This window comes from Pseudomonas azadiae (assembly GCF_019145355.1).
GTDB lineage: Bacteria > Pseudomonadota > Gammaproteobacteria > Pseudomonadales > Pseudomonadaceae > Aquipseudomonas > Aquipseudomonas azadiae.
In genome coordinates this window covers 328,522-354,155 of sequence record NZ_JAHSTY010000001.1, presented here as the reverse complement: position 1 = coordinate 354,155, position 25,634 = coordinate 328,522, and the positions used below count along the sequence as shown (strand labels likewise).

Genomic DNA, 25,634 nt, shown 5'->3' with positions numbered 1-25,634 from the left:
CGGTACCTCAGCTATACCGAGGTGATGCAATCGCAGGCAAGCCAGCTCCCACAGGAGTCAGTCCCTCAAGGGCTGAGTCGATCCTATTTCTTGCCATGCAAGACACGAGGCACAGCATGCAAATCAAACTCGCCAACCCCCGTGGCTTCTGCGCCGGTGTGGACCGGGCGATCGAAATCGTAAACCGCGCCCTGGAAGTCTTCGGACCGCCGATCTACGTGCGCCATGAAGTCGTCCACAATAAATTCGTGGTCGAAGACCTGCGCGCGCGCGGTGCCATCTTTGTCGAAGAGCTGGACCAGGTGCCGGATGACGTGATCGTCATCTTCAGCGCCCACGGTGTCTCCCAGGCCGTACGTACCGAAGCGGCAGGCCGTGGCCTGAAAGTCTTCGACGCGACCTGCCCGCTGGTGACCAAGGTGCACATCGAAGTCGCGCGCTACAGCCGTGACGGTCGAGAGTGCATCCTGATCGGCCATGCCGGGCACCCGGAAGTCGAAGGCACCATGGGCCAGTACGATGCTGGCAATGGTGGCGCCATTTACCTGGTTGAAGACGAAAAAGACGTCGCCAACCTGCAGGTGCATAACCCCGAGCGCCTGGCGTTCGTGACCCAGACCACCTTGTCCATGGACGACACCAGCCGCGTGATCGACGCGCTGCGCAGTCGCTTCCCGGCCATTGGCGGGCCGCGCAAGGACGACATCTGCTACGCCACCCAAAACCGCCAGGACGCGGTCAAGCAACTCGCTGATGAGTGTGATGTGGTGCTGGTAGTGGGCAGCCCCAACAGCTCCAACTCCAACCGCCTGCGCGAACTGGCTGAGCGCATGGCAACGCCGGCGTACCTGATCGACGGTGCCGAAGATATGCAGCGCAGTTGGTTTGAGGGTGTCGAGCGTATCGGCATCACGGCGGGCGCTTCGGCGCCGGAAGTGCTGGTACGTGGTGTGATCCAGCAACTGCACGCCTGGGGTGCCACGGGCGCCGATGAGTTGGCTGGGCGCGAGGAGAACATCACCTTCTCCATGCCCAAGGAGCTGCGGGTTCGCTCGCTGCTCTGATGGCTCATCTGCCGGAGTCGCTCCGGCACAAGGCCTGTTCGGCCCTGTCGCTGCGCAGGCTGATGCGCCCGCTGGGCGCCACGACGACCTGAAACAGGCTCTGTGCCTGGTCCCTGGCACACACATGCACAGTGCCGGCACGAAACCCTCCGCCTGAAAACACCGGTTCGCCCAACCCGCTGAAGCGCACCTGGTTCTTCAGCGGCCCATTGCCCACGACCGGCACCTGCCCACTGTCCTGATGCTCCAGCAGCACTGGGTTTCTATCGTCCAGGTGGCCGCGTCCGCTTACGTCCACGATTACCCGCCAGCCTCGGCCCCAGTCTTCGTCCACAGCGTGAATGACCACCGCCTGGTTGCGGGCGATGGCTTCGGTGCGTGCATAACGCAGCCCTGCCGCCAGGGACTGTGCCGCGCCATGCCGTTGCTGTGATGCCAGCAGGCTCTTGAAGCCGGGCACGGCCAGGTTGGCCAGGATGCCGCTGACGATCAGTCCGAGCAGCAGTTCTATCAAGGTGAAGCCTCGTTGGCGCATGTGTCATCCCTCCGTGGATGTGGGTAGAGCCTTAGGTATAGCGCCCGGACTGCGCCGCTGGATGGTGGCCTTTATGTCCAAAGTATTTCCCTTTGTTCCTGGAGCGGCGCCGGTGAAAAACCGGCGCTAGTCTTGGGTCGCACAGCAGCTTTGAGCTGCTCTTTCTCGGCCCTCGACACGGATGACGACGGTAATGCTTGCCTGCCCCCACACCGGTTTTTCCCAGGATTTGCCTCGGCACCAAGTTGGCATGACGCTGATCGAGGTGCTGGTCGCAGTGCTGATCCTCGCCGTTGGCCTGCTGGGCGCGGCAGTGGTCCAACTCAACGCGCTCAAGTACACCGACCGTGCCAGGATGACCAGCCAGGCCAGTTTCATTGCCTATGACATGCTTGATCGCATCCGCGCCAATTCCGCAGCCGACTACGCATGGGGGCGGTCCGGGCGTGCCGGGGCGAGCATGGCTAACGCCAGCGTGCGCGACCTGGACCTGCATGATTTCGAGGCCAATATCCGTGGCTTTGCCGGGGAGAGCGGCAAAGGTTCGGTGGCGGTCAGCGCAAGCGAAGTGACTGTCAGCATCAGTTGGGATGACAGTCGAGGAGCTCACAGGCCGGGCGCGAGGGAAACCTTCACCCTCACCAGTCGTATCAGTGATGAGCCGGGGGTGGCCCGATGAGGCGTCGTAGTCGCGGTTTCAGCCTGGTGGAGCTATTGCTGGCCTTGGCACTGGGCTTGGTGCTGCTACTGGGCGCCAGCCAGGTCGTGATCAGCGCCAATGCCACCCACGCCAGCCAGCAGGCCGCCATGCTGCTGCAGGATGATGCGCGGTTCGTGCTGGGCAAGATGACCCAGGATATCCGCCAGGCCGGCATGTTCGGCTGTCTGGCCACGGGGGCCATCGACAACGCCCCGCCAGCCTTTGACCAGCCTGTCAGTTGGGCGGCCGGGGCCGGTGCAAAGTCGCTCACGCTGGTGACTGCGGATGTCGGTGATGAGAGCGGCAAGCCGGACTGGACCGTGTTGTCCGACTGCACCGGTACCGCCCAGGCATATGCAGCAAGCGCCCCCGCACCTGCGCCCGGCCAGATCCGTTTTGCATTGCGCCAGCTCACCTACACCTTTGAAGCGAGGCAATTGAAGGTCAGCACGCCTGCGGCTCCGGCCAAGGCTGTGTTGGTGGATAACGTGCAGGCATTCGATATCAGCTTTGGCGTGGCCGCCAAGCCTTCATCAATGGAGGTGGCGCGCTACGACGCGAGCCCGGCCGACCTGTCCCTGGTACGCAGTGTGCGCATCCTGATGACGCTGCAGGATCCGACCGGTCGGGTAAAAGATCAAACCTACAGCGTCGTAGCGGCGCTGCGAAACCGGCTGGGGTAGGGCGCATGATGCTGACGGAAGGTTTGCGCTTGCGCCAGGCAGGCATGGTGCTGCTGATCAGCCTGGTGTTCCTGTTGCTGGTGTCGCTGGTCGGTTTGTCATCGATGCAAGGCGCCATTACCCAGCAAAAGATCACCAGCAGCCTCTGGCACCGCAATCAGTCGCTGCAAAGTGCCGAAAGCGGTTTGCGGCACGGAGAGTCTGCCGTACGGCGGTCCTTTGCAGCGCTGCCGGTGTGCCAGTCGGTTGCCATCTGTGCGCCACCGCAAGCGGCTTTTTCGGTGCTTGGGCCCGGCGTGGACCCTGTTTCGGGCATGACGTGGGTGGCGCTGAAGGGCGGCCTGTACGGCATCCAGTTTCTGGGGCCTGCGGTAGGGCTGGCGCAGCTACCGCCACACACCCCGGCATCCGTTTATCGAGTGACCGCAGTCGGGCTGAGCGGCCAGGTGCGCACGGTGCTGGAGAGCGTTTATGCGCGGGTAGAAGAGGAGAGCGGCGCGCGATTTCGGCGTGTGGCATGGCGGCAACTTCAATAGGGAGCAATGGAATGGGCAGGGATAGCCAGGGGTTTACCCTGATCGAGTTACTGATCGCCGTGGCGGTCATCGCGGTATTGGCCGGGATCGCGTATCCCGGGTACACCGGCCACATGAAAAAGGCCTATCGCGCTGAAATCGTCGCGTTGCTGACGGAGCAGGCTCAGCACTTGGAGCGCTTTTATACGAGGAATGGCACTTTTATTGACGCAGACGGCGTCAGTGCGGGCAATGATCGCTATAGAATCAGCGCTGCATTGAACCCTCAGGATTTCCAGTTGGTGGCCACGCCTGCCGTCGACTCGGTAATGTTCGGCGACCCTTGCGGCGACTTCAGCCTGAGCAGCACCACTGCGCGGGAAAACCCGGGCGCGGCACCGGGAATGTCGCGCAAGCTGTGCTGGGGGCAATAATGAAGATGCTGGATGATTGGGCGCCGGGTGCGCTTGTTCCTATTTATCAGCTGGATCAAATGATGGCAGAGCAGCAGCGGGTAGTGATTGTCGGTGGCGGAGTCATCGGCTTGTTGACGGCGTTCAACTTGGCGAGCCAAGGGCAAGCGGTGGTGTTGCTGGAGCGCGCCGGGTTGGGCCAGGAGTCATCCTGGGCGGGCGGTGGCATTGTTTCGCCGCTGTATCCCTGGCGCTACAGCCCGGCAGTCACCGCGCTGGCGCATTGGTCCCAGGATTTTTATCCGCAGCTGGCGCAGCGTCTGTTTGCCGCGACGGGTGTTGACCCCGAGGTACATACCACTGGCCTGTATTGGCTGGACCTGGACGACGAGGCCGAAGCCCTGGCTTGGGCTGCACGGGAAGGGCGCCCATTGAGCAAAGTGGACGTCTCGGCTGCCCATGATGCCGTTCCGGTGCTGGGCGGCGGGTACTCCCAGGCGATCTACATGGCCAACGTCGCCAATGTGCGCAACCCGCGGCTGGTCAAGTCCCTCAAGGCGGCGCTGCTGGCGTTGCCCGGCGTGACCGTTCATGAGCAGTGCGAAGTGACCGGGTTTGTCCTGGACGCTGGCGATGTGGTGGGCGTGTACACCGCTGAGGGACCGGTGCTGGGCGATCAGGTCGTGCTGGCGGCAGGGGCGTGGAGCGGTGAGCTGCTCGGCACGCTGGGCCTGTCGTTACCGGTCGAGCCGGTCAAAGGCCAGATGATCCTGTACAAATGCGCCTCGGACTTCCTGTCGAGCATGGTCCTCGCCAAGGGGCGTTATGCGATCCCTCGACGTGACGGCCATATCTTGATCGGCAGTACCCTGGAGCATGAAGGGTTCGACAAGACTCCCACCAAAACAGCCCTGGAAAGCCTCAAGGCATCAGCGCTGGAGTTGATCCCCGCCTTGGCCGACGCCGAAGTGGTGGGGCATTGGGCCGGGTTGCGCCCCGGTTCGCCGCAGGGCATCCCGTACATCGGCCGGGTGCCGGGCTTCAAGGGGTTGTGGCTCAACTGCGGGCATTACCGCAACGGCCTGGTACTGGCACCAGCGTCCTGCCAATTGTTTGCCGATTTGCTGCTGGCGCGTGCGCCCATCATCGACCCGACGCCTTATGCGCCCGAGGGCCGGCTCAGCGCTGGATAGACTTCGGCCCTTGTTCCAGGTGCGCCTGTGTGCAATACCACTCCTGGCGCGAACTCAAGGCGCGATCCTGTGGCAGATGCACGCCGCAGTGGGCGCAGCGCACCATCAGTGCGGCGCCGGGCTCGCTGGCACGCTCTCGCTTAGCGGCCGGGCTTTTGAATGTGCGCCAGAACCATACCGCGGCGGCAATGACAGCTATCCAGAACAGTAGACGAAGCATGATGGGCGGTTTCTCGACAAGGAATGCGCCAGTTTAGCCAAGGACATGCCGGGCGCACAGCGCAATGATACCGCCCACAAAAAAGGAGCCTCGAAAGGCTCCTTTTTGATGGCGCAGGATGCAATCAGTCGAACACACCAAACGTCATGTAGCTGAACCACGAGCGGTCCTGGTTGTTGCCCAGGGCCTCTGGTTCTTCCTCTTCGATCACGTCGCCGTTCTCGTCGTGGGGCTTGAGGTCCGAAGGGATGGCGTCCTTGGCGTCCTGGTACTGTTTGACCACGTCCTGGTTGGCGCGGGTTTCGCCCGGCGGCAACGGTGGACGGGACTCGATCAGGCCCAGGGTGTACTTGCTCAGCCACGAACGGTTGTCCGCCTCGTCAACCTGGGGCACGAACTTGCCGTCGTTCAGGCTCGGGTGATCCGGGTAGTTGAGCTTCAGGGTTTCCAGGCTGGTGCTGGCCAGGTCGTCCAGGTGCAGGCGCTGGTAAGCCTCCGTCATCACGGCCAGGCCGTCACCCACCGATGGGGTTTCCTGGAAGTTCTCCACCACGTAACGGCCACGGTTGGCGGCCGCTACGTAGGCCTGACGGGTCAGGTAGTAGTGAGCCACGTGGATCTCGTAAGACGCCAGCAGGTTGCGCAGGTAGATCATGCGCTGCTTGGCGTCCGGCGCGTAGCGGCTGTTGGGGTAGCGGCTGGTCAGCTGAGCGAACTCGTTGTAGGAGTCGCGCGCGGCGCCCGGGTCACGCTTGGTCATGTCCAGCGGCAGGAAGCGCGCCAGCAGACCGACGTCCTGGTCGAACGAGGTCAGGCCCTTCATGTAGTAGGCGTAGTCGACGTTCGGGTGCTGCGGATGCAGGCGGATGAAACGCTCGGCGGCGGACTTGGCAGCTTCCGGCTCGGCGTTCTTGTAGTTGGCGTAGATCAGTTCGAGCTGGGCCTGGTCGGCGTAGCGTCCGAACGGATAGCGCGACTCCAGTGCCTTCAGCTTCGCTGTGGCGCTGGTATAGCTATTATTGTCCAAGTCTTTTTGAGCTTGTTGATACAGCTCGACTTCGCTCAGGTTTTCGTCGACGACTTCCTTTGTTGACGAGCAAGCAGCAGTCATGGCGAGGATGGCGATCAGCAGCAGGTGTTTCACTTGCATGGCGGCTTGCGTCCCTATGACGGCCGCTGTCTTGGGCGGGGCCGTCCTGTTATGATGAGCGCCCCGTTGAAAGCCTCGGGGCAAAAGACGCCGTATTTAACCACAAGCGCGCAGCCGAAACCAAAGGCTGTGCCACGCCTAGTCTGAGCATGTCCGATAAAATTGAACTTCGCGCAGAGGTGCCGTCCGAATTGGGCGGCCAACGCCTCGATCAAGTCGCCGCACAATTATTCGCTGAGCACTCGCGCTCGCGCCTTTCCGCCTGGATCAAAGACGGCCGCCTGACTGTGGATGGAGCGGTTATCCGCCCGCGAGACATAGTCCATGGCGGTGCGATCCTTGAGCTGACCGCCGAGCAGGAAGCCCAGGGAGAATGGGTCGCCCAGGACATCGAGCTGGACATCGTCTATGAAGACGACGACATCCTGGTCATCAACAAACCCGCAGGCCTGGTGGTTCACCCGGCGGCCGGGCACGCTGATGGCACCCTGCTCAATGCCTTGCTGCACCACGTGCCGGACATCATCAACGTCCCGCGCTGCGGCATCGTGCACCGTCTGGACAAGGACACCACCGGCTTGATGGTGGTGGCCAAGACCATTCAGGCACAGACGCAGTTGGTCACACAATTGCAAAGCCGCAGCGTCAGCCGTATCTACGAGTGCATCGTGATCGGTGTGGTGGTGGCCGGCGGCAAGATCAACGCGCCAATCGGTCGTCACGGCCAGCAGCGCCAGCGTATGGCGGTGATGGAGGGCGGCAAGCAGGCCGTCAGCCACTACCGTGTACTCGAGCGTTTCCGTTCCCACACCCATGTGCGGGTCAAGCTGGAAACCGGGCGTACCCACCAGATTCGCGTGCACATGGCGCACATCAACTTCCCGTTGGTCGGGGATCCGGCCTACGGCGGCCGCTTCCGTATCCCGCCGGCAGCCAGCCAAACCATGGTTGAATCGCTCAAGAGCTTCCCGCGCCAGGCGCTGCATGCACGTTTCCTGGAGCTGGACCATCCGACGAGCGGTAAGCGGATGAGCTGGGAATCGCCTCTGCCGGACGATCTGGTCTGGTTGCTGTCGCTGCTCAAGCAGGATCGCGAGGCGTTTATCGGATGAATGACCGGCTGATTCCTGACTGGCCTGCGCCGGCTCGGGTGAAGGCCTGCGTCACCACTCGCTCGGGTGGCGTCAGTCTGGCGCCGTACGACAGCCTCAACCTGGGCGATCATGTTGAGGATAACCTGCAAGCCGTGCTTGAAAATCGCCGCCGTCTTACCGATGCCTTCGCGATCCAGCCGGCCTGGTTGCGTCAGGTCCACGGCGTGAGCGTGGTCGAGGCTGACCCGAGCCGTACGGTCGAAGCCGATGGCAGTTGGACCAGCACGCCTGGCATCGCCTGCACCTCAATGACCGCCGATTGCCTGCCCGCGTTGTTCTGCAACCGCGCCGGCACCCGCGTGGCGGCGGCCCATGCGGGCTGGCGCGGCTTGGCGGCGGGCGTGCTGGAAGCAACGGTCGAGCGCCTCGATGCCAGGCCTGAAGACGTGTTGGTCTGGCTCGGCCCGGCAATCGGTCCGCAAGCCTTTGAGGTCGGCCCGGAAGTGCGTGAGGCCTTCATGCGGCAACTGCCGGCTACCGCCGAAGCCTTTGTACCCAGCCGCAATCCCGGCAAGTTCATGGCCGATATCTATCAGCTGGCCCGCCTGCGCCTGGCCGCGCGCGGCATCACAGAAGTGTATGGCGGCGGTTTGTGCACGGTGACCGACCCGCGTTTCTTTTCCTACCGGCGCAATTCGCGTACCGGACGTTTTGCCTCCCTTATCTGGCTTGACCGCTAGACTCTCCTGATCGGGTTCAACACTGATCCATATCACCCGTCGCTCGCTTGAATCCTCCAGAATCCACCCCATCTATAAGGGTATCTGGCAGGTTTCTTCATTCAGGAATGTTTTATAGCTCCGGCCTGCTCAAAAGGAAGGTGACTAATGCGTATTGATCGTTTAACCAGCAAATTACAGTTGGCACTGTCTGACTCCCAATCCTTGGCGGTGGGCCTCGACCACCCGGCCATCGAGCCTGCGCACTTGATGCAGGCGCTCCTGGAACAGCAAGGTGGTTCTATCAAGCCCTTGCTGATGCAGGTAGGCTTTGACGTCAACAGCCTGCGCAAGGAGTTGAGCAAAGAGCTCGACCAACTGCCAAAAATCCAGAATCCGACCGGCGACGTGAATATGTCCCAGGACCTGGCGCGCCTGCTCAACCAGGCAGACCGCCTGGCGCAGCAAAAGGGTGACCAGTTCATCTCCAGCGAGCTGGTGCTGCTTGCCGCGATGGACGAAAACAGCAAGCTCGGCAAGTTGTTGCTGGGCCAGGGCGTCAGCAAGAAAGCCCTGGAAAACGCCATCAACAACCTGCGTGGCGGCGATGCCGTCAACGACCCTAACCACGAGGAGTCGCGCCAGGCCCTGGATAAATACACCGTCGACCTGACCAAGCGCGCCGAAGAAGGCAAGCTTGACCCGGTGATCGGCCGTGACGATGAAATCCGGCGCACCATCCAGGTCCTGCAGCGTCGCACCAAGAATAACCCGGTGTTGATCGGCGAACCTGGCGTGGGTAAAACCGCGATCGCCGAAGGCTTGGCCCAGCGCATCATCAATGGCGAAGTGCCGGACGGTCTCAAGGGCAAGCGCCTGCTGTCGTTGGACATGGGGTCGCTGATCGCCGGTGCCAAGTTCCGCGGTGAATTCGAAGAGCGCCTCAAATCCCTGCTCAATGAGCTGTCGAAGCAGGAAGGGCAGATCATTCTGTTCATCGACGAATTGCACACCATGGTCGGCGCCGGTAAAGGCGAAGGCTCGATGGATGCTGGTAACATGCTCAAGCCCGCCTTGGCGCGGGGTGAGTTGCACTGCGTCGGTGCCACCACGCTCAACGAATATCGCCAGTACATCGAAAAGGACGCCGCCCTTGAACGGCGCTTCCAGAAAGTGCTGGTGGAAGAGCCGAGCGAAGAAGACACCATTGCGATCCTGCGTGGCCTGAAAGAGCGCTATGAGGTGCACCACAAGGTGGCTATCACCGACGGCGCGATCATTGCGGCGGCCAAATTAAGCCACCGCTACATCACCGACCGCCAGTTGCCCGACAAGGCCATCGATTTGATCGACGAAGCGGCCAGCCGTATCCGCATGGAGATCGATTCCAAGCCGGAAGTGCTCGACCGCCTGGATCGGCGCCTGATTCAACTGAAAGTCGAGTCCCAGGCGCTGAAGAAAGAAGAAGATGAGGCGGCGAAGAAACGCCTGGAAAAACTCCAGGAAGAAATCGTCCGCCTGGAACGCGAGTATTCGGACCTGGAAGAAATCTGGACCTCGGAGAAAGCCGAAGTTCAGGGCTCCGCGCAGATCCAGCAAAAGATCGAGCAGTCGCGCCAGGAACTGGAAACCGCACGCCGTAAAGGCGACCTGAACCGCATGGCGGAGTTGCAGTACGGGGTGATCCCGGACCTGGAACGCAGCCTGCAGATGGTCGATCAGCACGGTAAAAGCGAGAACCAGTTACTGCGCAGCAAGGTGACCGAAGAAGAAATTGCCGAAGTTGTCTCGAAATGGACCGGCATCCCTGTGTCGAAAATGCTCGAAGGCGAGCGCGACAAGCTGCTGAAAATGGAAAGCCTGCTGCATCAGCGCGTCATCGGTCAGGAAGAGGCGGTGGTCGCGGTATCCAACGCGGTGCGGCGGTCCCGGGCCGGGTTGTCCGATCCGAACCGTCCGAGCGGCTCGTTCATGTTCCTCGGCCCGACCGGCGTGGGTAAGACCGAGTTGTGCAAGGCCCTGGCCGAGTTCCTCTTCGACACCGAAGAAGCGATGGTGCGGATCGATATGTCCGAGTTCATGGAAAAACACTCGGTGGCTCGCTTGATCGGAGCACCACCAGGCTATGTGGGCTACGAAGAGGGCGGTTACCTGACCGAAGCCGTGCGGCGCAAGCCTTACTCGGTGATCCTGCTGGATGAGGTCGAGAAGGCACACCCGGATGTGTTCAACATCCTGCTGCAGGTGCTGGAAGATGGCCGCCTGACGGACAGCCACGGGCGTACCGTGGACTTTCGCAACACGGTGATCGTGATGACCTCCAACCTGGGCTCCTCGCAGATCCAGGAGCTGGTAGGGGATCGCGAAGCGCAACGCGCCGCGGTGATGGATGCACTGACCAGTCACTTCCGCCCGGAATTCATCAACCGGGTCGACGAAGTGGTGATCTTCGAGCCATTGGCGCGGGATCAGATCGCGGGCATTACCGAGATCCAGTTGGGGCGCCTGCGCGGGCGTCTGGCCGAGCGCGAGTTGTCGCTGGAACTGAGTCGCGAGGCGTTGGACAAGCTGATCGCGGTCGGTTACGACCCGGTGTACGGCGCACGGCCGTTGAAGCGTGCGATCCAGCGCTGGATCGAAAACCCGCTGGCCCAGTTGATCCTGTCGGGCAGCTTTATGCCGGGCACCAGCGTCGCGGCGACCGTGGAAAACGATGAAATCGTCTTCCACTGAGCCAGGCCTGCAGCGCGATAAGACAAGGCCCCGCATTGCGGGGCCTTTTTTTTCGATAGGGCGTTGAACTGTAAGGCAAAGGCTTGTAAAGTGCGCCCCGCAGCAACGTCAGCCCACGGGTTTCTTCTCCCCAAGAAGAAATCAGAAAGAAGCGCAAATCATTGTCTTAAAAGCAATTTAAAGGGTTGACAGGGGTTTTTAAGATTGTAGAATAGCGCGCCTCAGACACATGAACGTAGCGATACGGGCAAGTCGAAGAGAAGGTTACACCGCTGTAAAGTTGCACTTTGAAAGATGTAGTTCCGTGATAGCTCAGTCGGTAGAGCAAATGACTGTTAATCATTGGGTCCCAGGTTCGAGTCCTGGTCACGGAGCCAATTTCAAACCGGGGTATAGCGCAGTCCGGTAGCGCGCCTGCTTTGGGAGCAGGATGTCGGGAGTTCGAATCCCCCTACCCCGACCATATTTGGGTCGTTAGCTCAGTTGGTAGAGCAGTTGGCTTTTAACCAATTGGTCGTAGGTTCGAATCCCACACGACCCACCATTTTTGAGACCAGTTAACGCTGGAATCAGATCTTAAGATCAGAGGCCAAAAGCACTGATCGAAGAAGGCGACTGAAAGGTCGCCTTTTTTTTACCGGGGTATAGCGCAGTCCGGTAGCGCGCCTGCTTTGGGAGCAGGATGTCAGGAGTTCGAATCCCCTTACCCCGACCATATTAAAAATCCTCGTATCGAAAGATACGGGGATTTTTTTTGCGCGCACAAATCCTGAATTCACCGCAAGCAAATGTGGGAGCTGGCTTGCCTGCGATTGCATCACCTCGGCGTGCCTGATACACCGAGTCGTTTGCATCGCGGGCAAGCCCGGCTCCCACAGTGCTTTGTGGTGTTAGTGGAGCTTGAGTCTAGGCTCAGTGCCGCGCCCAATCTTGCTCCCCAACATCAACATCGCCGTACGGAAGAAGCCATACAGCGCCATCTGGTGCATGCGGTACAGCGACACATAAAACATCCGCGCCAGCCAGCCTTCGAGCATCACGCTCCCCGTCAGGTTGCCCATCAAGTTACCCACCGCCGAAAACCGCGACAACGAGATCAGCGAGCCGTAGTCGGTGTACTTGTAGCTTGGTAACTCCTTGCCTTCGATGCGCAGCTTCAGCGACTTGGCCAGCAACGAGGCTTGCTGGTGCGCCGCCTGGGCTCGTGGCGGCACGTTGCGGTCGGTGCCCACTTGCGGGCAGGCGGCGCAGTCGCCAAAGGCGAAGATGTTTTCGTCGCGGGTGGTTTGCAGTGTCGGCAATACTTGCAGTTGATTGATGCGGTTGGTTTCCAGGCCATCGATGTCCTTGAGAAAGCCCGGTGCGCGGATCCCGGCAGCCCAGACTTTGAGGCTGGCGGGGATGACCTGGCCGCTGCTGGTGATCAGGGCATCGGCTGTCACTTCACTGACCGCCGAGTTCGTCAGCACGGTCACCCCGAGCTTCTCCAGGGTCTTATGCACCGGCACGCCGATACGCTCCGGCAGCGCGGGCAGTACCCGCGGGCCGGCCTCGATCAGGGTGATGTGCATGTTTTCCGGCTTGATGCGGTCCAGGCCATAGGCGGCCAGTTCATGGGCGGCGTTATGCAGCTCGGCGGCCAGCTCGACCCCGGTAGCACCGGCGCCGACGATGGCGACGCTGATTTTTTCCACCACATCGGTCTGCCCGGCGTGGGCGCGCAGGTAGTGGTTGAGCAATTGCTGGTGGAAGCGCTCGGCCTGCTTGCGGGTATCGAGGAACAGGCAATGCTGCGCCGCGCCTTCGGTGCCGAAATCGTTAGTGGTGCTGCCGACCGCGATGACTAGGCTGTCGTAACCCAGCACACGTGCAGGCACCAGCTCACGGCCTTCTTCATCGAGGGTGGCGGCCAGCTGGATCTTTTTGTGCTCACGGTCAAGCCCGCTCATGCGTCCCAGTTGGAACTCGAAGTGGTTCCATTTGGCCTGGGCGACATAGTTGAGTTCGTCTTCCGACGAGTTCAGCGAGCCGGCCGCCACTTCGTGCAGCAGGGGCTTCCAGATGTGGGTCAGGTTGGTGTCCACCAGCGTGATGCTGGCGGTGCCACGCTTGCCCAGGGTCTTACCCAGGCGGGTCGCCAACTCCAGGCCGCCGGCGCCGCCGCCGACGATAATAATACGATGGGTCATGGGGATATCTCGCAAGGCTAAAAGAAATCGGAGCAGTTACCCCCGCGAGCGCCAGGCAGCTCATAGCGTCAGGTAACTCAAAAGGCGACTCAGCAGGCCGAGGCCGATCACCACTGCAAGCACTACACCAAGGAGCAGCCAGGGCCGGAAAGGCTTGCGCTCGACGCGGTGTTGAGAGAGTTGCAGATACTCTTCGACATGCTGTTGGTCATCGGGGTTCAGGCGGCTGGTCATAAAGGCCTCGTCAGGTAGACGTTGCAAAAGGGCACCGCGTTACAGTCGGCGGCATCAGAGGCTGATGCCCACGTCGAATACTACGCTGCGGCCCAGGTTATTGCGCAAGAAGTCCGGCGCGTCCGGGTGAGCGAACAGCACCCGTGCAAAGGTCGGCCCTACCAGGGACAACGATCGCCAGCCCTGGCGCAGGTATTCCGTCGGCGGAGGGAAGTGGCTGTTCAGGTCGAGCACCTCACGCTTGAGGCTGGCGAAGGCGACGATATCCAACTCGCCCAGGTCCATGCCGCGTTCTTTATAGTTATGCGCCTTCTTGCGCAACGTGGGCGCCAGGCGCAATAAAAATTCGTGGGCCGGGATGCGTCGCGGCTTGGCTTCGCGCCGCACCAGCTGGCTGAGGGAGAAGGCGCTGCGCCGACGCAGCAGTTCGTCGCGCCATTCATCGTTCAGCCGACGGCCTTCGTCCAGCACGAAAAACACCTCGAAACTGGCATCGCGAAACAGCACGTCCGGCGGTTCTTGCCCGGCGGCGTGAAACTCTTCGGCCCGGTAGGGCACGTTCAGGCCCTGCAGCAGCCGCTGGCAGACCCAACGCTCACGCTCCCATTTGCGGGCATTGGACAAGAACGCGTTGGCTTGTTCGGCCGCTACAGTGAGCAGGCGCAAATAATCTGAGTCATCCATGGTTAGCAGCTTAGCGCCCAAATCATGACCGCAGGAAGTCCCGCTATCAAACCTCGGTGTAGACTGGCCATTCGAGTGATATTTCCAACAGGGAGCGTGCTGCCGTGATCAGTGCCGCGATGCTGGCGCCGACAACCCTGGGTGTCGGCTGGCTGTTATTGACGCCCGTGGTGCTGTGGGCGATTCTGCGCTCACCCTGGGTCGAGTTGTTTGCCGACCGGCGGCGCCAGCATTTGCTGTTCGGCACGGTGTTCGCGCTGTTCATGCTGTGGCTGGTACGGCGGGATTTCGATACCGGTGTGTCTTACCACTTTATCGGCATGACCGCCGTGACCCTGCTGCTGGATTGGCCCCTGGCGATTGTCGGCGGCTTTGCCGCACAGTTGGGCTTGGTCTTGTTGGGGCGCCAGGACCTGGCCGCCCTTGGCGTCAACGGCCTGCTGCTGATCGTGCTGCCGGTGCTGGTCACTGAAACGTGCGCGTTGCTGGTCGAGCGCGCGCAACCGCGTAACCCCTTTGTGTATATCTTCTGCTCCGGTTTTTTCGCCGCCGCGCTGTCGGCCTTGCTCTGCCTGTTGATCGGGCTGGGGCTTTTGTGGTCCGACGGTCGCTTTGCCATGCCCGAATGGCTGGAGGACTTCGTCGGCTATCTGTGGCTGATCATCTTTCCCGAGGCTTTTATCAACGGCATGGTCATCAGCGCGTTGGTGGTGTTTTGTCCGGATTGGCTGGAGACCTTCAACCGTACCCGCTATCTATCCGCTCCCTGGAAAGATGACGACCCGTCGCGTTGATCCAGGTCAAATCCCGGGCAGCCGCGCAGGCTCATGCTCTCCGAAATTTTCAGGAGCACCAATCATGAGTGTGTACGAATGGGCACGGCAGGAGTTGCGCAGGAGCCAGGACGCAGCACAGGAAATCGGTTTCGACCCCGGCTTGACCTTGCGCGCCATGCTGAGCGCGGTGGTACAGCAGAGCAAGGGCGTGCGCAGTTTCGAGGACTTGGCCGACGAGCTGCAATACCTCGCAGAGAACCTCGACGACCAGCAGGAATACGCCTTTATGCGCCCTTAGTGGCGCGGCGGCAGGTCTTCGGAAAACAACTCGTCCTCGGCATCCGGAGCCACGGGAATCTTGTGTTCCTCAGCGGCCCAGGCGCCCAGGTCGATCAGTTTGCAACGGTCCGAGCAGAACGGCCGGTTGAGATTGGTCGCTTTCCATTCCACGGGTGCGCCGCAGGTTGGGCAGTCGACGGTCAAGGGTTGGCTCATGTTCGGCCTCCACGCAAAGTAAGGTAAAAGTGGTGCAGTCGCTCGACCTCGCTGTGCAGCCAGGCAAGGTCCCGGTCATTGACCAGTACGTCATCGGCATGGTTCAGGCGGTCTTCACGGCTGGACTGGGCCTTGAGGATTGCCTGTACCTGTTGTTCGTTGATGCCGTCGCGCTGCAGGGTACGCTGAATCTGCAGCGATTGCGGCACGTCGATCACCAGGATGCGCTGGGTCATGCTGTACTGGCCTGATTCGATCAGCAGCGGCGACACCAATATCGCGTAAGGCGACTGCGCGCGCGCCAGGTGGTCGCGAATCTCCTCGCCGATCAGCGGATGCAGCAGGGCTTCGAGCCAACGGCGCTCTTCGGGTACTTCAAAGATCAGCTTGCGCAATGCACCGCGGTCCAGCTGGCCGTCGGGCAGCAGCACGCCGGCACCAAAGTGTTCGGCGATGCGTGCCAATGCCGGCCGGCCAGGCTCGACCACCCAGCGGGCAGCATGGTCGGCGTCTACCAGATCGATACCCAGGTCGATGAAGTGCTGGGCGGCCGCGCTTTTGCCGCTGCCAATGCCACCGGTGAGCCCGAGAATCCAGGGTGTTGCAACAGAAGTGGTCATCTGAAACCGACAGACTGCAAATAGAAGTCGGTTATTTGACCACCCCAGAGCAATGCAATCCAGCCGGCAATTGCCAGATACGGACCAAATGGCATGGGTGTCGACGCCTGGGCCTTGCGCAGGCGCATCAGGATCAAGCCCACCACCACCCCGACCAGTGATGACATCAGCAGCGTCATCGGCAGGATCTGCCAGCCCCCCCAGGCGCCGAGCAGCGCCAGCAACTTGAAGTCGCCGTGGCCCATGCCGTCCCTGCCGGTGACCAGCTTGAACAGCCAGAACACGCTCCATAGGCTCATGTACCCGAGCGCTGCGCCCCATACGGCATCGGGCAATGTCGTCAGCAGGTCGAACCCGTTGACGATCAGTCCCAACCACAGCAGCGGCATCACCAGCACATCCGGCAACAGTTGATGGTCCGCATCGATCAGGCTCATCGCCAGCAACCCCCAGCTCAGCACCAGCACTGCGCCGGCTTGCCAGCCAAAGCCGAAATGCCAGGCCACCAGGGCCGAGATCAGCGCGCAGGCCAGTTCGGTCAGCGGGTAGCGGGCGCGGATCGCCCCCTGGCAATGGGCGCAACGGCCTCGGAGCGCCAGGTAACTGAGCAGCGGAATATTTTCCCAGGGGCGTATCGGATGGTTGCAGTGCGGGCAGCAGGAGTTGGGCTGCATGAGGTTGTAGGTCGGCCCGACGGGCTCGGCAGGCAGGCCGAGCACCTCATGAGCCTGGGCGCGCCAGTCGCGCTCGAGCATTTTCGGCAGGCGCCACACCACCACGTTGAGAAAGCTGCCGACGATCAGCCCCAATATCGCCGCCATGACGACAAACGCCCATGGGTATGCAACCAGCAGCAGGCTCAAAACGCGCTCCCCAGTTGGAAGACCGGCAAATACATGGCGATCACCAGGGCGCCGACAATGCTCCCCAGGACCACCATGATCAGCGGCTCCATCAGGCTCGTAAGGTTATCGACCAGATTGTCCACATCGGCCTCGTAATGGTTGGCAACTTTTTCCAGCATGCGGTCCAGCGTGCCCGACTCTTCGCCGATGGCGGTCATCTGGATCGCCATGGCGGGGAACAGGCCGCTGGCGAGCATGGATTGATTCAATGGCATGCCAGTGCAAACCTCGTGTCGCATCTGTTCGATGGCCTGTTTGAACGGCCCTGAGCCCACGGCACCGGCGACCGAGTCCAATGCCTGAACCAATGGAACGCCGGCGGCAAAGGTGGTGGAAAGCGTGCGGGCGTAGCGGGCCACGGCGGATTTGCTCAACAGTTTGCCTGCCAGGGGCACTTTCAACAAACCGGTGTCCACCCAAAGTCGCAAGGCAGGCAAGGTTCGATAGGCGTGGCGCAGTCCCATGCCTGCCGCCGGAACGCCGAGAGCCAGGATCCACCAGGCTCGCTGCATGAACTCGGACAGGGCAATCACCTGCAACGTGAAACCGGGCAGCTTGCCGTCGACCCCGGCGAACAGGTTCTGGAACTGCGGCACGACGTGAATCAACAAAACGCCGGTGACAAGGCTGGCCACCACCAGCACTGCCATCGGGTAAGTCATGGCTTTTTTGATCCTGGCCTTTAAGTGCTCGCTCTTTTCCCGATGGATCGCCACGCGTTCCAGCAGCGTTTCAAGCGCCCCGGCCTGTTCGCCGGCGGCCACCAGGTTGCAATACAGCGCATCGAAATAGCGCGGCTGTTTGCGCAGGGCTTCAGCCAGGCTGGAGCCGGCGGCGATTGGCTGCTTCAAGCCTTGCACCTGTTCACGCATCGCTCGGTTGTCGAAGCCTTCGCTGATGATGTCGAAGGCCTGCAGAAGCGCAATGCCGGCTTTGAGCAGTGTTGCCAGTTGGCGCGTGAACAGGGTGATGTCCGTCGGTTTGATCGACGGTGCCAGGCTCTGCAGCACTGGAGATTGCTTGCGCACCTGCTCCGGGCTGATACCTTGCCGGCGCAACTGAGCCTTGACCAGGGCAGGGTTGTGCCCTGTGGTTTGCCCGGACACCCTGCGTCCTTTGCGGTTGATGCCTTCCCAGGCGTACATCGTCGAAGCGTTGTCCATGTCTCGGTTCCGCACAGGTCGTCGAAGATTTATAGCGTAGTCAGGTGACGGATTCGGGCAGGCCGACAGCCCCGGATAAAATGTCAGAATATGCGTCTTGTGCGCGATCGAGCGCTTGCGGATGAGTACACTGGCGCCGCTGCACAACACGGGGCGCAGGAAGCGCCTTGTCATGAGTTCTATCCTGGAGAGTGAATGTGATACGTCAAAAAGGCTTTACCCTGATCGAGCTGTTGATCGTCGTGGCAATCATCGGCATCTTGGCCACCATCGGCCTGCCGATGTATACCACCCACCAGGCCAAGGCCAAGTTCACCGCCGGCCTGGCTGAAATCACCGCGCTGAAGCCTGGCTATGAAGACACCATCAACCAGGGCACCGTTCCCACCCTGGCCTTGATCGGCGGCACCAGCCCCACCGCCAATTGCCGGATCGACGTGGCAGGCGACCCGGCCACCGGGGCGGGCTCCATCAGTTGCGAAATACTCGATGCACCGGCACCGGTGCTGGGCAAGACCATCAGCCTGACGCGCAGCGCTGCCAGCGGTTGGAAATGCACCACCACCGCTGAAGCAAAATACGTCGCCAAGGGTTGCGGCGCCGCCGGCGCATAACTGCTGAGCCCTCCGCAGGGAAGTCGAGGTGTCAATGGGGTTATCCGTACAGCAACGTGGTGGTGTTTTTCTGGTAGCGGTGGTGTGTCTGCTGGTGTTGGGCATTTGTGCACCGTTCAGCGGGCATGATTTGCAGCGAGCGATGCAGATTGCCATCGGGGCTTGTGCGGTGCTCTATGGGCTGTCGGTCGCGCGCGTTGAGCCTCTGGTTGATCGGCCTACCGCACAGGGGCTGGCGCTGATTGTCGTGTTGGGCGTGGCGTCCGCAATGCTGGCCCATCAGCCGCTCTGGGCGCTTGCCGAAGTGGCGTTGTTTGTCAGCTGCGGCGCGATTGCCGTGGCGTTTGCCTTGCTGCGTCGCCACGGGGGAGAGCGTCTGGATCGTGCCTTGATCCTGATAGTGGTATTGCTGTGCCTGATCAAGTCGATTCAATACCTGTATGCGGGAACCCTTGCGTTCACCAGCGCCGAGCGGACGCTGGACCCTGACCTGTTGCTCTCGGGCTTTTCCAACAAGCGTTTCTACGGCCAGTTCCAAACGTTTACCCTGCCATTGCTGGCGCTTCCCTTGTTGATCCCTGCGCTTTCCCGTTTACTCAAAGCTTGGGTGTTTGTGTTGCTGTGCGGGTGGTGGCTGATCGCAATCGGCGGCGGCACGCGTGGCACCTGGCTTGGCATGGGCGCGGCGGGCCTGGTGCTGGCGGCGCTGGGGCCATGGGGGCGGCGCTGGCTGGGTTGGCAATTGGCCGCATTGCTTGGCGGGCTGTTGGTGTATTGGCTGCTGTTTACGGTGCTGGCCGATTACCTGGGGATCGCGGTCGCCAATGGCGCCGGTGACCGCCTCACCACCTCCCTGTCGGGGCGCGGCCCGATCTGGTGGCAGGCGTGGCATATGCTCACCGAGCGGCCCTGGTTGGGCTTCGGGCCGATGCATTTTGCCGATATCGCCAACAAAATTGCGGCGCACCCCCATCAGGCCTTGCTGCAATGGGCCAGCGAATGGGGCGTGCCATCGGCTTTGTGTGTCGCATTGTTGGCGTGGCGCGGGGGCTGGGCCACGTTCGGTGTGCTGCGTGAACGTGCGTTGAGTGCCGAGCGGGCAGACCTGCTGCGGCTGTGCTTGTTTGCCGCCTTGGTCGGCGCGCTGGTGCAGTCCATGGTCGATGGCGTGATTGTGATGCCCAACTCCCAGGTCTGGCTGGCGCTGGTGACGGGCTGGCTGATGGGGCTCCACGTGTGGCGGACGCCGCCAACCGTTGGAATGCCCCTGGCCTGGGCTGCATGGAAAACCCTGGGCGTGCTGGCCGTTGGACTGTTGATTTTTATTGCTGCGCGCGATGTGCCTCACATCAAGCAAGCGCAGCAGCAGTACCTGGACGCTCATGACACCTTGCTGCAACCCCGCTTCTGGGCCCAGGGTGTGATCGCCCGCTGACGGCAGCAAGTTGCCGGACGCCCGATGCGGTGCTAGCTTTAGCCCACCGCCCGTGTAGCTCAGCCGGTAGAGCAGCGCACTCGTAACGCGAAGGTCGCAGGTTCGACTCCTGTCTCGGGCACAAAGGCAACAAAAGGCAGCACCGTTTCAAAGGCAATGTTTTCAGATGATCCCAGAATGGTTCTGAAGGCCAGACGAGCCGGCATGTGAGCCCGCTCTTTTGTATCTGCGCAACCTTGATGACCCAGATGCATCCCCATTCCTCGATCTTAAGAGAACGCACATGACCACGACTGAAATGACCCAGCAAGCGCGGCACGAAGAAGCACTCAATAAATACCTTGAGGCCACGCCGCAGCTTAAAGAAGAGATCAAGGACCTGAGCGCCGACGATCAGCGCGACCAGATTCAGTGGGCATTCGAGGACGAGGCCGAAAGCCAGAATCTTCAGCCTTGGGAACTGACCCTCAAGTACACCTCGACACCGGAAGAATTCGAAACCGCCCGGCTGGCCTTGCACAAAGAGGCTGCCGAGGTGCTGGGCGTCGAATGGGACGAATATTGCGAAATGAATAACCTGGTGGTCTGAGGTTGTAGTGAGCGGGCTTGTCCCGCGCTGGGTGGCGAAGCCGCCCCAATAAGGACTTCGCTGAGTTCCCGGTAGAATCAGGTCGCCTGGTTTGGGGTGGCTTCGCCACCCAGCGCGGGGCAAGCCCGCTCACTACACGAGCTCGATGTTTAGATGCTGAGGCGCATCGACAGATCCACCGCTTTCACATCCTTGGTCATTGCACCAATGGAGATGTAGTCCACCCCGGTCTCTGCAATGGGCAGCAGTGTGCGCTCATTGATCCCGCCGCTGGCCTCCAGTTTCGCCTTGCCGCCGTTCAGGCGCACGGCTTCGCGCATATCGTCCAGGCTCAACTCATCGAGCATGATGATATCGGCACCCGCCGCCAGAGCTTCGTGCAGTTCATCCAGGCTCTCCACTTCGATTTCCACCGGCTTGCCGGGTGCGATCCCGTGGGCGGCCGTGATTGCCTGGGCAATGCCACCGCAGGCGGCGATATGGTTTTCCTTGATCAGGAACGCGTCATACAAACCGATACGGTGGTTATGACAGCCGCCGCAGGTGACGGCGTACTTCTGCGCCAGACGCAGGCCCGGCAGGGTCTTGCGGGTATCCAGCAGTTTGACCTGGGTGCTGGCGACAATATCGGCCAGGAACCGGGCGCGGGTGGCAACGCCGGACAGCAGTTGCAGGAAGTTAAGCGCGCTGCGTTCGCCGCTGAGCAGCGAACGTGCGGGGCCTTCAAGGTGGAACAGCACCTGGTCGGGGCTGACGCGGTCGCCATCGGCCACCTGCCAGTGCACGGCGACGCGCGGGTCCAACTGGCGGAAGACCGCATCCACCCAGGCGGTACCGGCGATCACCGCGGCGTCTCGGGTAATGATAGTGGCCGTGGCCAGCCGTTCGGCCGGGATCAACTGCGCAGTAATGTCGCCGCCGCCGATGTCTTCCAGCAGTGCGCGGCGCACGTTGGCATCGATTTCGGCGGTGAGGTCGGCAAGACGGAGATTCGGCATAACAGGCTCCACAGACAAAGTGCGCCGATTATAGGGGCAGTGTGCGTGCGAACCCAGGCTCACCTCTCATTTAGCCTGCAACGGCAGAGTTTGCTGGCGCAACCGGCCACATTTGCAAGATAATCCTGCGCCTTGCAATTGGCGTCATAGCTTTGACGTCCAGACCCATACCGCCGTTTCAGGAGGCCAGGATGCACAATGACGGAAAGGTGGTGCCGATCAACAAGGCACACGCTACGCCATCGCCGCTCGCCCGACTGCCGGTGGTGGTGTTGCAGGTCCGCGACAAGGCGGCGCAACAGTTGAAGCAAGGGCTGCAGGAGCTGTTCGATAACGCCGACGACACCTTGTTCGAAATGGCCGACAAGTCGCGCAACAATCTCGACCAGCATATTTTCTTTGAGGCCATGCGCGACCTGCGCCTCAAGCGCAAAAACTTCGAGCGCGTGTTCATGGAGCGCCTGTTTGGCGCTTTTGCCAGCCTGGGCCTGGCGGGGCGGGGCGAGGCGCAACTGGTGCCGGTGGTTTCCTATGAGGTGGCGTCAGGGGCATCCAAGGATGACCTGGAAAAAGCCGTAGCGCTTGAGGCCATGTTGGGCCGGGTGCGCCACCGTGACGGCCTGGCTCTTGGGCAACTGACCGCTCGGTTGAACGCTTTGCTGGGCAAGCGCCTGGATGACCGCGAGAACCCCCTGGGCCCCGCGTTGCTGTGTGAGTTTTTCCTGCACGCGGGGCGCAGCCTGGGCGTGGAAATTCGCGTCAAACTGATCATGCTCAAACTCTTTGAAAAATACGTGCTCAGTGACGCCGACCAACTCTACGGCGAAGCCAATCAATTGCTGGTCGCAACGGGCGTATTGCCTGAACTCAAGACCGTACCATCGCGTCGCCTTGAGGCGCGTGCGGCCCGTGATTACCCGCACGAAGAAACCTTGCCGGCCGCCGATCAGGCCGTCGGCGCAAATGACCAGGAAGCCTTCGCCGCGCTCCAGACATTGCTCACGGCGGTACGCGGTAGCGTTGCGCCGACGCTGGAAGCCAGCGCCGAAACCTTGCCCATTTCTACCCGTGACCTGTTGCGCCTGCTCTCCCACCTGCAGCAATACGTGCCGGAGCCTGAGGCCGAGGACGATTTCGACCTGCGTAACCAGCTTGAACAACTGCTCACCCGCGTCAGCGTCAAGAGCGGTAAATCGCGGGTGGTGGAAGAGGCGGATGAAGACGTGATCAACCTGATCGCGCTGCTCTTCGAGTTCATCCTCAACGACCGCGCGGTGCCCGATACCTTCAAAGCCTTGATCGGTCGCCTGCAGATCCCGATGCTGAAAGTGGCGCTGCTCGACAAGCGTTTTTTCAGTCGCGCCAGCCACCCGGCGCGGCGCCTGCTTAATGAAATCGCGGCCGCGGCCATTGGTTGCAGCGAGCGTGACCCCCTGTACCTGCGCATCGAGCAAGTGGTGCAGCGCCTGCTCAATGAGTTCGTCGAAGACCCGGCAATATTTTCCGAGCTGCTGTGCGAGTTCAGCGCGTTTACCGCCGATGAGCGGCGGCGCAGTGACCTGCTTGAACAGCACACCCGCGATGCCGAAGCGGGTCGCATGCGCACCGAAGCGGCCCGTCAGCGCGTGGCCGATGTGCTGAATAAACGGCTGCTGGGCAAGATCCTGCCGCGTCCGGTGGTGCAGTTCCTGCAACGGGCCTGGAGCCAGGTGCTGTTGCTGGCCAGCCTCAAGCACGGCGAGCAGTCGGTGCAATGGCAAGCGGGGTTGCGCACCATGGACGAGTTGATCTGGAGCGTCAGCCTGCAGCAAGACACCGAAGCCGGGCGCCATTTGGCGGAGCAACTGCCAGGCTTGCTCAAGGCCCTGCGCGACGGTTTGACCAGTGCCGCGTTCGACCCCTTCAGCACCCGCGAATTCTTTTTGCGCCTGCAGGCCCTGCATATCCAGGCGCCTGAAGGGGGCGATGAGTTGATCGAAGTCACTGAGCCGTTTGTGCTGAGCGCGACGTCAGCCGACCCGATCACCCTGCCGGACGATGATCCCGACCTCCACAAGGTTCATCAGCTCAAGGAGGGTAGCTGGGTGGTCTTCGAGGAAGACAATGCCGACGCACTGCGGTGCAAGCTGACGGCGATCATGGCGCCGGCCAACGCTTACATTTTTACCCGTCGCACGGGACTCAAGGTGCTGGAAAAGAACGCTGGCCAACTGGCGTTGGCATTCAAGCATGGCGCACTGCAGACCTTGGATGACGGCCCCTTGTTCGAGCGCGCACTGGCCGCCGTGGTGGGCAAGCTGCGTCAACTCAATCGCGGCAAGTGATCGCAACCAGAGGGTCGAACGCGGCATACTGGTCACCTGTTGTCTCGTTCAAGGAACCCGTATGCAGTTGGACCCCATCAGCGGTTGGTGCCAGGGCATCCGTCATTGCCCTTCACCCAACTTCAACGAGCGCCCCGCAGGCGAAATCTCACTGTTGGTGGTGCATAACATCAGCCTGCCACCGGCGCAGTTCGCCACTGGTAAGGTGCAGGAGTTTTTCCAGAATCGCTTGGATGTCACGGAACATCCCTACTTTGAAGGAATTGCCGACCTACGGGTGTCTGCGCATTTTCTGATTGAGCGCGATGGCGCGGTGACGCAGTTTGTGTCGTGTCTCGACCGCGCCTGGCATGCCGGGGTCTCGCAGTTCGAGGGGCGGGAAAGCTGCAACGACTTTTCCCTCGGGGTGGAACTGGAAGGCACTGATGATCAACCGTTCACCGACGCTCAATATGCGTCCTTGATCGACCTGACCCGCCAGCTGCTGGCCGCTTACCCAGGCATCACTGCCCAGCGCATTTGTGGTCATAGCGACATTGCCCCGGGACGCAAGACCGATCCCGGCCCGGCTTTTGATTGGACGCGCTTTCGCAGCGCCCTGCAGGATGGAGGACACGCACGATGAGTTTCCTGGTGTTGGTGCTGGCTGTATGGATCGAGAAATTCTCTGCCCTGCGCCAGCGGTTGCAGCGTGACAGTGGGTGGTTGCGCGAACTGGCCAAGCTGGAATCGAGCCCGCGCATGAGCAAGCGGCCCTGGCTGATTCTGGCGTTGCTGGTGCTGCTGCCGGTGGCGTTGCTGGCCTTGTTGTTGCTGGTGCTGGAGCCAGTGGCCTATGGACTGTTGGCGCTGCCGGTGCACCTGCTGGTGGTGATCTACAGCCTGGGCCGCGGTGATCTGCTCGCCGGGCTCGGTCCCTTCCGCGATGCCTGGCGTCGTGGCGACCTGCAAGCGGCCGAGCATGTGGCCGAGCGGGACCTGAGCTTGAACGCCGACAACGGCGAACAATTGCTTGAACGTGTCCAGGGCCATCTGGTGTGGCAGGCCTATCAGAGCTTTTTCGCGGTGATTTTCTGGTACTTCCTGCTGGGCCCGGTAGCGGCCCTGGCCTATCGCCTGCTTGCCCTGGCCAGTGAGCACAGCAAGAACCCGCTGGTCGCCGAGCGTGCCGGGCAACTGCGCCACGCATTTGACTGGGTGCCGGTACGCCTGCTGGCGGCCAGTTTTGCCTTGGTCGGCAACTTCGTCGCCGTCGGCCGCGTGATGCTGCACGAATTACTGAACTGGGACATCAGCGCCGCCCAACTGGTGGAAAAAGTCGGCTTGGCCGCCGCTGAAATTGCGCCACCTGCGCTGGGACCTGAGGGTGTCAACAGCCTGGACAGGCTGTGGGAACTGCTGCTGCGCGCGGCGGTGCTCTGGTATGCAGGGTTTGCGATCTGGACGGTTTTGCCCTAGTCGCGGACTGACCAATCTCTTTGTAGTGAGCGGGCTTGTCCCGCGCTGGGTGGCAAAGCCGCCCCAATAAGACCGCCTCGTTTTGTCAGGCAGAATGGGGTGGCAGGTTTTGGGGCGGCTTCGCCACCCAG

Annotated in this window: 28 protein-coding genes and 5 tRNA genes; 22 read left to right on the top strand and 11 right to left on the bottom strand. The window is 61.5% G+C overall.

The window, feature by feature from the left end:
• Positions 1-116 precede the first annotated feature (116 nt).
• Positions 117-1,064, top strand: a complete 948-nt coding sequence (gene ispH, locus KVG91_RS01620; RefSeq protein ID WP_076951092.1) for a 4-hydroxy-3-methylbut-2-enyl diphosphate reductase — start codon at positions 117-119, stop codon at positions 1,062-1,064.
• 4 nt (positions 1,065-1,068) lie between these two features.
• Here ispH and KVG91_RS01615 read toward each other — a convergent pair whose 3' ends face one another.
• Positions 1,069-1,599 carry a GspH/FimT family pseudopilin gene (locus KVG91_RS01615; RefSeq protein WP_169377714.1) on the bottom strand — a complete coding sequence of 177 codons (531 nt, stop codon included), beginning with the start codon at positions 1,597-1,599 and terminating at the stop codon, positions 1,069-1,071.
• A gap of 193 nt (positions 1,600-1,792) precedes the next feature.
• Here KVG91_RS01615 and pilV point away from each other — a divergent pair, with 193 nt between their 5' ends.
• From pilV to thiO, 5 genes are all read left to right on the top strand, one after another.
• Positions 1,793-2,278, top strand: a complete 486-nt coding sequence (gene pilV / locus KVG91_RS01610; protein WP_169377715.1) for a type IV pilus modification protein PilV — start codon at positions 1,793-1,795, stop codon at positions 2,276-2,278.
• Positions 2,275-2,982: a prepilin-type N-terminal cleavage/methylation domain-containing protein gene (locus tag KVG91_RS01605; RefSeq protein WP_169377716.1), complete on the top strand. Its 708-nt coding sequence runs from the start codon at positions 2,275-2,277 to the stop codon at positions 2,980-2,982. The genes pilV and KVG91_RS01605 overlap by 4 nt, the downstream gene beginning before the upstream one ends.
• 5 nt (positions 2,983-2,987) lie before the next feature.
• Positions 2,988-3,518: a PilX N-terminal domain-containing pilus assembly protein gene (locus tag KVG91_RS01600; protein WP_169377717.1), complete on the top strand. Its 531-nt coding sequence runs from the start codon at positions 2,988-2,990 to the stop codon at positions 3,516-3,518.
• Between the two features lie 11 nt (positions 3,519-3,529).
• Complete coding sequence (locus KVG91_RS01595) at positions 3,530-3,931, top strand: type IV pilin protein (protein ID WP_169377718.1); 402 nt, start codon at positions 3,530-3,532, stop codon at positions 3,929-3,931.
• Positions 3,932-3,993: 62 nt separating this feature from the next.
• On the top strand, positions 3,994-5,103 hold the full coding sequence (gene thiO, locus KVG91_RS01590) for a glycine oxidase ThiO (protein ID WP_169377719.1): 1,110 nt from the start codon (positions 3,994-3,996) through the stop codon (positions 5,101-5,103).
• On the opposite strand, the gene KVG91_RS01585 is transcribed toward thiO, so the two are convergent.
• Together KVG91_RS01585 and KVG91_RS01580 are read right to left on the bottom strand one after the other, a co-directional pair.
• Positions 5,090-5,323, bottom strand: coding sequence for a PP0621 family protein (locus tag KVG91_RS01585; protein ID WP_169377720.1), 234 nt, complete (start codon positions 5,321-5,323; stop codon positions 5,090-5,092). The genes thiO and KVG91_RS01585 overlap by 14 nt on opposite strands.
• A gap of 124 nt (positions 5,324-5,447) precedes the next feature.
• On the bottom strand, positions 5,448-6,473 hold the full coding sequence (locus KVG91_RS01580) for an outer membrane protein assembly factor BamD (protein WP_169377721.1): 1,026 nt from the start codon (positions 6,471-6,473) through the stop codon (positions 5,448-5,450).
• A 149-nt stretch (positions 6,474-6,622) separates the two neighbouring features.
• On the opposite strand from KVG91_RS01580, the gene rluD reads away from it, so the two are divergent.
• The 7 genes from rluD to KVG91_RS01545 all read left to right on the top strand — a co-directional run bounded on the left by rluD (position 6,623) and on the right by KVG91_RS01545 (position 11,734).
• A complete protein-coding gene (rluD, locus tag KVG91_RS01575) occupies positions 6,623-7,585 on the top strand; it encodes a 23S rRNA pseudouridine(1911/1915/1917) synthase RluD (RefSeq protein ID WP_005784662.1) in 963 nt (320 codons plus the stop codon).
• Positions 7,582-8,307: a peptidoglycan editing factor PgeF gene (gene pgeF / locus KVG91_RS01570; RefSeq protein ID WP_169377722.1), complete on the top strand. Its 726-nt coding sequence runs from the start codon at positions 7,582-7,584 to the stop codon at positions 8,305-8,307. The genes rluD and pgeF overlap by 4 nt, the downstream gene beginning before the upstream one ends.
• Positions 8,308-8,454: 147 nt before the next feature.
• On the top strand, positions 8,455-11,019 hold the full coding sequence (gene clpB, locus KVG91_RS01565) for an ATP-dependent chaperone ClpB (protein ID WP_169377723.1): 2,565 nt from the start codon (positions 8,455-8,457) through the stop codon (positions 11,017-11,019).
• 301 nt (positions 11,020-11,320) lie between these two features.
• Positions 11,321-11,396 (top strand) — tRNA-Asn (locus KVG91_RS01560).
• 9 nt (positions 11,397-11,405) lie between these two features.
• Positions 11,406-11,482 (top strand) — tRNA-Pro (locus KVG91_RS01555).
• A gap of 5 nt (positions 11,483-11,487) precedes the next feature.
• A tRNA-Lys gene (locus KVG91_RS01550) sits at positions 11,488-11,563 on the top strand.
• A 94-nt stretch (positions 11,564-11,657) separates the two neighbouring features.
• Positions 11,658-11,734: transfer RNA gene (locus tag KVG91_RS01545), tRNA-Pro, on the top strand.
• 175 nt (positions 11,735-11,909) lie between these two features.
• Here KVG91_RS01545 and KVG91_RS01540 read toward each other — a convergent pair.
• From KVG91_RS01540 to KVG91_RS01530, 3 genes are read right to left on the bottom strand one after another with little or no spacing between them, the layout of a single operon-like run.
• On the bottom strand, positions 11,910-13,208 hold the full coding sequence (locus KVG91_RS01540; protein ID WP_169377252.1) for an NAD(P)/FAD-dependent oxidoreductase: 1,299 nt from the start codon (positions 13,206-13,208) through the stop codon (positions 11,910-11,912).
• A gap of 60 nt (positions 13,209-13,268) precedes the next feature.
• The gene (locus KVG91_RS01535) at positions 13,269-13,442 is read right to left on the bottom strand and encodes a DUF3094 family protein (RefSeq protein WP_169377253.1); all 174 of its coding nucleotides are present in this window, start codon (positions 13,440-13,442) and stop codon (positions 13,269-13,271) included.
• Between the two features lie 54 nt (positions 13,443-13,496).
• On the bottom strand, positions 13,497-14,126 hold the full coding sequence (locus tag KVG91_RS01530; protein WP_169377254.1) for a DUF1780 domain-containing protein: 630 nt from the start codon (positions 14,124-14,126) through the stop codon (positions 13,497-13,499).
• Between the two features lie 104 nt (positions 14,127-14,230).
• Between KVG91_RS01530 and KVG91_RS01525 the strand changes: the two genes are divergently transcribed.
• Together KVG91_RS01525 and KVG91_RS01520 are read left to right on the top strand one after the other, a co-directional pair.
• Positions 14,231-14,920 (top strand): energy-coupling factor ABC transporter permease, encoded by a 690-nt coding sequence (locus KVG91_RS01525; protein ID WP_217894858.1) that lies wholly within the window; start codon positions 14,231-14,233, stop codon positions 14,918-14,920.
• A gap of 64 nt (positions 14,921-14,984) precedes the next feature.
• Positions 14,985-15,200, top strand: coding sequence for a hypothetical protein (locus KVG91_RS01520; protein WP_003171680.1), 216 nt, complete (start codon positions 14,985-14,987; stop codon positions 15,198-15,200).
• On the opposite strand, the gene yacG is transcribed toward KVG91_RS01520, so the two are convergent.
• The 4 genes from yacG to KVG91_RS01500 are packed head-to-tail and all read right to left on the bottom strand — an operon-like array spanning position 15,197 to position 18,085.
• The gene (gene yacG, locus KVG91_RS01515; protein WP_003188437.1) at positions 15,197-15,397 is read right to left on the bottom strand and encodes a DNA gyrase inhibitor YacG; all 201 of its coding nucleotides are present in this window, start codon (positions 15,395-15,397) and stop codon (positions 15,197-15,199) included. The two genes, KVG91_RS01520 and yacG, sit on opposite strands and share 4 nt — an antisense overlap.
• Positions 15,394-16,017, bottom strand: a complete 624-nt coding sequence (gene coaE, locus KVG91_RS01510; RefSeq protein ID WP_169378811.1) for a dephospho-CoA kinase — start codon at positions 16,015-16,017, stop codon at positions 15,394-15,396. Before coaE ends, yacG begins: the two co-directional genes overlap by 4 nt.
• Positions 16,014-16,880 carry a prepilin peptidase gene (locus KVG91_RS01505; RefSeq protein ID WP_169378810.1) on the bottom strand — a complete coding sequence of 289 codons (867 nt, stop codon included), beginning with the start codon at positions 16,878-16,880 and terminating at the stop codon, positions 16,014-16,016. Before KVG91_RS01505 ends, coaE begins: the two co-directional genes overlap by 4 nt.
• The gene (locus KVG91_RS01500; protein WP_169378809.1) at positions 16,877-18,085 is read right to left on the bottom strand and encodes a type II secretion system F family protein; all 1,209 of its coding nucleotides are present in this window, start codon (positions 18,083-18,085) and stop codon (positions 16,877-16,879) included. Before KVG91_RS01500 ends, KVG91_RS01505 begins: the two co-directional genes overlap by 4 nt.
• A 200-nt stretch (positions 18,086-18,285) precedes the next feature.
• Here KVG91_RS01500 and KVG91_RS01495 point away from each other — a divergent pair, with 200 nt between their 5' ends.
• The 4 genes from KVG91_RS01495 to KVG91_RS01480 all read left to right on the top strand — a co-directional run bounded on the left by KVG91_RS01495 (position 18,286) and on the right by KVG91_RS01480 (position 20,723).
• Positions 18,286-18,699 (top strand): pilin, encoded by a 414-nt coding sequence (locus KVG91_RS01495; protein WP_169378813.1) that lies wholly within the window; start codon positions 18,286-18,288, stop codon positions 18,697-18,699.
• A 34-nt stretch (positions 18,700-18,733) separates the two neighbouring features.
• Positions 18,734-20,134: an O-antigen ligase family protein gene (locus tag KVG91_RS01490; protein ID WP_169378808.1), complete on the top strand. Its 1,401-nt coding sequence runs from the start codon at positions 18,734-18,736 to the stop codon at positions 20,132-20,134.
• Positions 20,135-20,182: 48 nt separating this feature from the next.
• A tRNA-Thr gene (locus KVG91_RS01485) sits at positions 20,183-20,255 on the top strand.
• Between the two features lie 162 nt (positions 20,256-20,417).
• A complete protein-coding gene (locus KVG91_RS01480; RefSeq protein WP_076951111.1) occupies positions 20,418-20,723 on the top strand; it encodes a DUF6388 family protein in 306 nt (101 codons plus the stop codon).
• Between the two features lie 149 nt (positions 20,724-20,872).
• Here KVG91_RS01480 and nadC read toward each other — a convergent pair whose 3' ends face one another.
• Positions 20,873-21,721: a carboxylating nicotinate-nucleotide diphosphorylase gene (gene nadC, locus KVG91_RS01475; RefSeq protein ID WP_169378807.1), complete on the bottom strand. Its 849-nt coding sequence runs from the start codon at positions 21,719-21,721 to the stop codon at positions 20,873-20,875.
• Between the two features lie 191 nt (positions 21,722-21,912).
• On the opposite strand from nadC, the gene KVG91_RS01470 reads away from it, so the two are divergent.
• From KVG91_RS01470 to ampE, 3 genes are all read left to right on the top strand, one after another.
• Positions 21,913-24,045 (top strand): DUF1631 domain-containing protein, encoded by a 2,133-nt coding sequence (locus KVG91_RS01470; RefSeq protein WP_169378806.1) that lies wholly within the window; start codon positions 21,913-21,915, stop codon positions 24,043-24,045.
• A 61-nt stretch (positions 24,046-24,106) separates the two neighbouring features.
• Positions 24,107-24,670: a 1,6-anhydro-N-acetylmuramyl-L-alanine amidase AmpD gene (ampD, locus tag KVG91_RS01465; protein ID WP_169378805.1), complete on the top strand. Its 564-nt coding sequence runs from the start codon at positions 24,107-24,109 to the stop codon at positions 24,668-24,670.
• Positions 24,667-25,503, top strand: a complete 837-nt coding sequence (gene ampE, locus KVG91_RS01460) for a regulatory signaling modulator protein AmpE (protein ID WP_169378804.1) — start codon at positions 24,667-24,669, stop codon at positions 25,501-25,503. The genes ampD and ampE overlap by 4 nt, the downstream gene beginning before the upstream one ends.
• Positions 25,504-25,634: the final 131 nt, after the last annotated feature.